This window comes from Pseudomonas sp. 34 E 7, assembly GCF_900005715.1.
GTDB classification, from domain to species: domain Bacteria; phylum Pseudomonadota; class Gammaproteobacteria; order Pseudomonadales; family Pseudomonadaceae; genus Aquipseudomonas; species Aquipseudomonas orientalis_A.
Window position 1 is genome coordinate 34,876 of sequence record NZ_CVTX01000180.1, and the last position, 8,438, is coordinate 43,313.

The window sequence follows — 8,438 nt, forward strand, 5'->3', positions numbered from 1 at the left end:
GCTGTACCAGCCGGCCTCGGCATCGCGACACAGATCACCGAGCACCGCGCCCGCCTCCACCGACGCAAGCTGGTCCTTGTCACCCAGCAGCACCAGGCGAGCATGGGGCGGCAAAGCGTCGAGCAGGTTGGCCATCATTTCCAGATCGATCATCGACGCTTCGTCCACCACCAGCACATCCAGCGGTAACGGGTTGCCGACGTGGTGACGGAAGTGCCGAGTGCCCGGACGGCTGCCCAGCAACCGGTGAACCGTGGTGACCTGGGTCGGGATTTTTTCGCGCACGCTGTCGGGCACTTTCAGCGACAGCACTTGCTGGCTGATGGATTCGGTAAGACGCGCGGCGGCTTTACCGGTGGGCGCGGCCAGGCGGATGCGCAGGGGATTGCCGCTCTCCACGGCAGGCGCCTGCAACAGCGCGAGCAGGCGCACCACGGTGGTGGTCTTGCCGGTGCCGGGGCCGCCGGTGACGATACTGAATGCGCCCCGGGTGGCCAGGGCACAGGCGAGTTTTTGCCAGTCGATCACGCCATCGGGCGCCGGTTGATCGAACAAACCATTCAGGCGCTGCGGCAAATCGGCGGCGACGCTTTCGTGGCTGGCCAGCCGCAGGCGCAAGGCACTGTCGATGCGCCGTTCATAAGCCCAATAGCGGCGTAGATAGAGGCGTTTTCCGGACAGCACCAACGGGCGGCTCCGCGCCGACTCACTGTCATCGAACGCCGGCGCGACCAAACGGCTGGTGGCCAGGACATGACACCAGTGGGCGCCGTCCAGCCCCTCGAGCAATTGCGACGGCAGCAGCATCGCGCCGGTCTGCAGGTCGCCTTCGGGCGGCAGCGACAGGGCAAAGTCCGGCGCCTGCAGGGTTTCGAACAGGTCGAGGCATACGTGGCCGTGACCCAATTGGTGACTGGTCAATGCCGCCGCCAGCAGCACCAGGGGATCGGCCTGTGGGTCAAGCTCGTGCAGGAAGCCGACGAAGGCTCTGTCCAGGGCCCGCAACCAGCCACGGTCGACCCAGCGCTCCAGCAGTTGCACCAGGTCGGCGGCGCGACTGAGCGGCGACAGTTCCTCCAGCAGTAGCGGCGACAGGCTCATAGCAGCACTCCTTGTTCCCAGGTGGGCTCGGCTTTTGGCGGGACAGGCTTGCCCTGGAACAACAGGTCCAGCCCTTCGATCAGCTCACGCGGCGGCCGGGTGAAGTACGCGCCCTGGGTCACCGACTGCGTTCCGCGCAGGAACAGGTAGAGGGCGCCGCCGACGTGGCGTTCGTAGTCGTAATCCGGCAGGCGCGCCTTGAGTTGGCGATGCAGGGCCAGCAGGTAAAGTACGTATTGCAGGTCGTACCGATGCTCGAGGATCGACTGTTCCATGGCTTCCATGGTGTAGGCCGAATCGTCAGGCCCGAGCCAGTTGGATTTGTAGTCAGCCACGTAATAACGGCCATCGTGCTCGAAGGTCAGGTCGATAAAGCCTTTGAACATGCCGTTGAGCAACACCGGTTCGGCCGCCACGCGTGAGACGCCGTGGTGGGTGTGCTGGCACACCAGTTTGTCGAGGGCGAGCACGTCGACCTTATGGCTGGCGAACCAGAATTCCATTTCGATCTGGTAGTGCGTCAGCGCGCTGAGACTGACCCGGCCGTCGTACAGAGGCAGCGGCGCGTGCAGCAAGTGGTCAAGCCAGGCGCTGAGGGTGACGATCCAGCCTTCCCAATTGCGCCGATTGCAACGCGCCCCGACAGCTTTTTCAATGGCCTCGAGGCTGACGTTGAATGCTTCTTCACCGGCCCACTCCAACAAGCCGTGAAGGAAAGTGCCTGGATTCGGACCGCGTGGGAATCGATGAATATCGCCGCCGGACGCCACCACTTCGCGCGGTGCGTCGGGATCAAGGCGTTCGTCATCGAACAGTTTCTGCGCCTGCGGGCTTTCAGGCGCTTCGAGACTGGCGGCGCTCATACTGTCACCAATGCGCAAGGCGCTGTAGGACGCAATCCACCAGTTCTCCGCCGCCTTGCGTTTGGGCAACAGTGGAGCCAGCAAGATCGCTTCGTTGCGCGGGGGGTGGAACACGATGTCTTGCGCTGGCGGCACCTGGGCATAGCTGATGGCCGGGCAGCCCTGCTGCACATCCAGCAACCAGCGTGCCAGGCCGGCGGACTCACCCAGCGGCGCACCGGCGCCCAGCAGATAGCCCAGCGCCGACAGGTGCAGCACGGAGCTGCCGCTGTTGCCACGCTTGAGGTCGGCGATGCCCAGCCAGCAGGCGTGTTTGGCGCGGGTCAAGGCGACGTACAGCAAGCGCAGGTCTTCGGCCAGGCGCTCATCATCGGCCTGGGCGATCAATTCAGCCGTGGGCCGCAAGCTGACGTGGGATTTGCCCTGCGCGTCGTGGTAGTGCAGCGGCAAGCGCGTGCCGTCCACCGGTTTGGTCGAGCAGATGAAGGGCAGGAACACCAGGTCGTATTCCAGGCCCTTGGATTTGTGGATCGTCACCACCTTGACCAATTGCTCGTCACTTTCCAGGCGCAGGATCTGTTCTTCACCGGCCTGGCCCGACAGCGCCAGGTGCTCGGCAAGATGGCGAATTAATGCCTGTTCGCCGTCCAGTTCCGACGCGGCCTGTTGCAGCAGCTCACTGAGGTGCAGCAGGTTGGTCAGCACACGTTCGCCATCGCTGCGGGCGATCAGGGTTTGCGGCAGCTTGAAGTCATGCAGCAGGCGACGCAGCATCGGCAGCACGCCTTGGGAGCGCCAGATCGAGCGGTAGCCCCGGAACTGCATCACGCGGCTTTCCCACGCCAGTTCATCCTGGTTCAGACGCTCCAGTTCCGTCAGTGACAGGTTCAAGGTGACACAGGCCAGGGCCGCGCGCAGCGGGCGCTCGACGTCCGGCTCGGCGCAGGCCTTGAGCCAGGCCAGCAGATCGTGGGCTTCCTGGGCGGCGAAGACCGAGTCCTTGTCCGACAGGTACACGCTGCGCACGCCCCGTGCCGCCAACTCGGCGCGCACGGCCTGGGCTTCCTTGCCGTCTCGCACGAGGATGGCGATGTCTGACGGCAGCACGCCTTTGAACGTGTCGTCTCTGGCAAAGCCTGCGCTGCCCTGCTGCCCACCGTTAAGCAATTCGACGATCTGCGTGGCGCAAGCAGCCGCCAGTTGCTGGCGATACAGCACATTGGAAATCGGTTGGTCGGTGGCTAAATGCCAAAGGTTCATTGCCGGCAGCGTCTGGCCGTCGACCTGCAGCTGTTCTTTGCGGCCCTGGGACAGCACCGAGTGGAACGGCACCGGGTTATGGCCGTCGGGCTCACGAAACAGGAACGCGCCGCGGCCGGTTTCCGCGCGCTGGAACAGATGGTTTACCGCTTCGACCATCGCGTGGCTGGAGCGGAAGTTGGTGCCCAACGTGTGGTGGCGACCGGTGGTGGATTGCCGGGCGCGCAGGTAGGTGTAGATGTCCGCGCCCCGGAAGGCGTAGATCGCCTGCTTGGGGTCGCCGATCAGGAACAGGCCGCTGTCCAGGTGGTTTTCTTCGATACGGTAAATGCTGTCGAAGATGCTGTATTGCACCGGGTCGGTGTCCTGGAATTCATCGATCAAGGCCACCGGGAATTGCTCGCGGATCACGCTGGCCAGGCGCTCGCCGCCGTCGGCCTGGAGCGCGGCGTTGAGGCGGATCAGCATGTCGTCGAAGCCCATTTCAGCGCGACGCCGCTTCTCTTCTTCGAAGCGCTTGCCCACCCAGGCGGCGGCGTGTTGCAACACCGCGGCGTCCGGGGTGGGCAGTGCGTCAAGGGCCGCTTTCAGACCGGCCATGGCGTCGATGCCGGGATGCCGTGGCGGCTCGCCTTTCCAGGCTTCGGCCATACCCTCGGGAGTCAGCCGGGTAAAGCCGGTGCCAATATCCAGTTGTTCCAGGGTTTCGTCGGCGGCCCAGGCACTGATTTTTTCAAACCAGGGCTCGAAATAACGCGCCTGCATTTTACGTCCATCGACCGCTTTGGCGGCCACGGCTTGCAGGCACAGATCACGCAGCTCGACGGCCCATTGTTGCCAGGGGGCCTTGATGTTGGTCAGTGCCTCGCGACGCTCTTGCAGGCAGGCAGCGATTATTTCGGCGGGCTCGCGGCTGTCTTCGGCGGGCCGCTCACTGCCGAACAGCGCGCGCACCCGTGGCATCAACGCGGCCGGGCCGCCCCAGTTGTTGCGCACCCAGTTGAGCGCGTCGTCATGCATCGGGTAGCAGAACAGGCGCCAGTAGTCGCGCAGCACTTCACCGAGCAAGTCGCTGTGGTCGGTTTCCAGGGTCTGGGTAAACAGGCTGCCGCTGTCGAACGCGTGTTCGCGCAGCATGCGCTGGCACCAACTGTGAATCGTCGAGACCGCTGCCTCGTCCATCCACTGCGCGGCGATGTCCAGCCGATTGGCGCAGGCGGGCCATTGTTCACTGGGGTATTGGTGACGCAGGTCGGCGATCAAGGCGTCGGGCTGCTCGATTTCGTCACGGAAAAACCGCGCGGCCTCCGCCAGACGGATACGGATACGTTCACGCAGCTCCTTGGTGGCGGCGTCGGTGAAGGTCACCACGAGGATTCGCGGCGGTAGCAGTTCACGGCCGAAACCGGACTCATCGCCACCGTTGCCGAGCACCAGCCGCAGGTACAGGGCCGAAATCGTGAAAGTTTTGCCGGTGCCGGCGCTGGCTTCAATCAGCTGGCTGCCTTTGAGCGGAAAGGCCAGGGCCAGGGGTTTACTGGTCATGCGCCGGCCTCCTCGCTGGACAGTGAGCGCCAGGGGGTGTTGAGCAGGGGGCGATACAAGGTTTCGCACCAGCCTTCGAACTCTTCGCTGGCGACCAGCGTGGCGTAGTTGGGGAACTGGCGAGTGAGCGCAGGCGTTTCGCGGCGTTCGCCATCGGTGGTGATACCGTCGCCCTCGTAGGCTTTGCTGGCAGCGGCGTGAGCTTTGGCCGGATCGGTCTGGCCGAGCCAGGCAAAGGCGGTCTTTACCGCGACGGGCAGCGGTTTGCTCATGCCGATGTGCCAGGCAAGCAGCAAGTCACCGAGGAGGCTCTGAGCGGTGGCAGTGTCCAACGGGGCCAGCAGCAAGGTGTCGTCACTGGCTACCAGGCCGGTGCTCAACGGCACGCCACAGGCACAGGCGACCACATGATTGACCCAGGGGCGGATCAGGCGGTGCCACTTGCGCGTCTTGATCGAGCCGATGCTGTTGGGGATGGTGGTCACGCTTAACAAACCGCCGTCACCGCGCCGGTGCAGGCCGCTGATCCAGCCTTCGAGCTGAATGCCCTGGTACGCGAAACTGATCGGTTGCGCGCCAATGTCTGGGGTTGGCCAGAGCGCCAGCAGGTGCTGATAGCGCTGCAACAGGTCCGGCAATGGCTCGATCAGCTCGTTGCGCAGGCATTCGCCGAAGCCGACCATCGGCAGCAGGCCACTGCCTTGCAGGCGCAAGGCTTGGGCGTTGAGCGCCTGATCAAGCTGGTCGGGCCGGGCCAGTGCTGCGTTGAGCAGACTGTCGCTGAGGGTGTAGCGTTGCAGTGCGTCGAGCACGAAGGGTTCTTCGTCGGCCAGCGGTACTTCGGCGGCTTCAAAGAACACTTTCAGACGCTGGCTGAAGAAATGTTTGACCGGATTGCGCAGGAAATCCTGTAACTGGCCGAGGCTCAGGGGCTCTTCCTGGTGGTGCGGTGCCAGCGCGTGGTCGTGCACCAGTGCGGCTGGGGCCTCATGCAGCAACTGCCATTCGCGAGCGTAACTGAACAGCGGGTCGCCTTCATGGAAGTAGCGGGCGCTGAACGGTTGGAGCGGGTGTTCCTGGGTCATTGCGTCGATCAGGGGTTCGGCGCTTTGGGCGTTATGCCAGCCACTGGCGAGGTGGTCGCGCAGTTGGCCGATCAGCACCGAGGCCGGGCGATCGCTGTTGTCGCGGATGCTGCGGCCGACCCAGCTGATGTAGAGCTGGTCGCGCGCGGACAGCAGGGCTTCGAGCAGCAGGTAGCGATCGTCTTCACGGCGTGAACGATCGCCGGGACGGTAGTCGCTGCCCATCAGGTCAAAGTCCAGTGGCGGCTGGGCACGCGGGTAGTCGCCATCATTCATGCCGAGCAGGCAGACCAGCTTGAACGGGATCGCGCGCATGGGCATCAAGGTACAAAAATTGACCGCGCCCGCCAGGAAGCGCTGGGACAGGCGGCCCTGGTCGAGCCCGGCCAACCAGGCCTCACGGACCACGGTGAGCGGTAATTCATCCTGCAGGCCGACGGATTCACAGGTTTCCAGCCACGTCTCTCTTAACTGTTCAAGCTGGCCAAGCAGGTAGTCATCGTGCTCGCTGCCGGGCAGGAAAAACAGTTGCATCAAGCGTTGCAGACGCTCGCCCCACACGTGGGGAGGTGCGGGTTGCGACAGCGCCTGGTGCGCGTCATTCAAGGCATCGAGCAAGGCGACCAGTGGACCAATCAGCGCCGCATCAAGCCCACCGATCTCGTCGTAAGGCTCGATGCCTTCGCACGCCACACCCGTGCCGACGGCGTAGCCCAGCAGCATCCGCCGCAGGCCGAATCGCCAGCTGTTCTGCTCAAGTTCTGCGGGCAGCCCCAGGCCCGCACGCTGTTCGGCGTTGAGCCCCCAGCGGATGCCCGCGCCTTCAATCCAGCGATGCAGTGTAGGCAGGTCGCGCTCATTGATGGCGAAACGTTCGCGCAGGGCCGGCACATCCAACAGGTCGAGAATTTCGCTGACAGGGAAACGGCTGTCGGGGAGTTTGAGCAGATGCTCGACCGCGATCAACAGCGGGTCACGACCACGTTGCCCCTGGTCTGTCAGGGTGAATGGAATGAAGCGTGGGTCGTTTCTTTCCAGTTGACCGAACACCGCGCGAATGTGCGGTGCATAGCTGTCGACGTCGGGGACCATGACGATGATGTCCCGAGGGCGCAACGTGGGGTCGGCGCTGAAACGTTGGAGTAATTGGTCGTGGAGAATCTCCACTTCGCGTTGGGCGCTGTGGGCGATGTGAAAGCGAATGGATGCGTCGCGTGTGAGGTCGACCGCCGGCCAGAACTCACGGGTTTCATCGAGTGGGCGCAACTCCAGGATGTCGTCCTGAAGCTGGTTGAGCAGCGTGGTGGGTTGGCTCTCGCTGAACAAGTCGATACGACCATCACGGAAGGCGGCGCGGTAGCTGTTGGGGTCGTCATAACTGTCCAACAGGCTGATGTAGTCACGCCCCTGCTTGCCCCAGGCGGCGAGCAGCGGGTGAGCGTGCTGGTGCAAGGTGTGAGGATCAATGGTGACGGGCATGCCCGCTTTGCGCGCCTGGCGCTTGTATTCGTTACGCAGCAGGTCTTTGTCGGCCACGATGTCCGACCAATGATGGCGGCAAGGGTTGTGCACGCACAGCAACACTTGGGTGAAACGAGCCAGGCCCGCCAGTGCTTCGAGCGCCTGGGCGGGCAGCGATGAAATGCCGAAAACAATCACGCGGGAAGGCAAGCCGGGCGGCGCTTGCTCGAGTGTGTTGATGCGTTCGATAAACCGCTGATGAACGCCGGCACGGCTCTCGGCCATGCCCTGCTCCCCTACGTCGAGCAGCAACGCGCGCCATAATTCAGCCTGCCAGCAGTTGGCGGGGTTGAGGGGTTTGGATTCGCCACGGCCGTTGCGTAATTGATGGCGCCCCGCCGCCCAGTCTTCCAGCCAATCGGCGCGATACACTTGGTATTGGTCGAACAAGTCGGCCAGCCGCTCGGCAAGCTGGTAGCGTTTGCGCAGGTCGGTGTCGTGGGTCAGGAAGCGTTGCAACGGCTCGAAATGGGGCTGATCGATGAGCTCCGGGAGCAGACGCATGAGTCGCCATGTCAGCGGGGCCTTATCCAGCAGAGACTTGGGGGGGATTTCGTCACGACCCAGCACCATGCGATAGAGCTGCCACATGAAACTGCCGGGCAATTGCACATCGATTGCCGCGGCGATGCCACAGCCCCCCATGTCGTCTTCCTGCGGATCTTCGGCCAGGGCAAGCTTGAGCCATTGAGCGATGCCATTGCTTTGGACCAGAGCAATTTCATTTTCCAGGGGCGCCAGGGGATAACGACGCATCCAGCTGACTACCAGGCTGCGCAACTCGTCCAGGCGGTTACCGTGAACCACCATGAATCCTGCGCTGAGGGACGTCGCACCCGGCATAACGGTTTCCTTGGAAAAGCAAAAATCGAGGCTTGGACTTTAGCACTGAAGACCATTGCCATGAGCGCCTTGATACTTTTCAAGCGCCCAAAACAAAACCCCAACTGCTTTCGCAATTGGGGTTTCGGAATTTAATCTTGACGATGACCTACTCTCACATGGGGAAACCCCACACTACCATCGGCGATGCATCGTTTCACTGCTGAGTTCGGGATGGGAT

Annotated in this window: 3 protein-coding genes and 1 rRNA gene; all 4 read right to left on the reverse strand. The window is 63.2% G+C overall.

Going from position 1 to position 8,438, the window contains the following annotated elements:
- A partial coding sequence (gene recD, locus BFP96_RS31435; protein WP_256549187.1) for an exodeoxyribonuclease V subunit alpha occupies positions 1-1,101 on the reverse strand: 1,101 nt, incomplete at its 3' end.
- Positions 1,098-4,769, reverse strand: a complete 3,672-nt coding sequence (recB, locus tag BFP96_RS24435; RefSeq protein WP_065937170.1) for an exodeoxyribonuclease V subunit beta — start codon at positions 4,767-4,769, stop codon at positions 1,098-1,100. The genes recD and recB, both read right to left, overlap by 4 nt.
- On the reverse strand, positions 4,766-8,218 hold the full coding sequence (gene recC / locus BFP96_RS24440; RefSeq protein WP_065937171.1) for an exodeoxyribonuclease V subunit gamma: 3,453 nt from the start codon (positions 8,216-8,218) through the stop codon (positions 4,766-4,768). Before recC ends, recB begins: the two co-directional genes overlap by 4 nt.
- A gap of 135 nt (positions 8,219-8,353) precedes the next feature.
- A 5S ribosomal RNA gene (gene rrf, locus BFP96_RS24445) occupies positions 8,354-8,438 on the reverse strand; the annotation flags it as partial.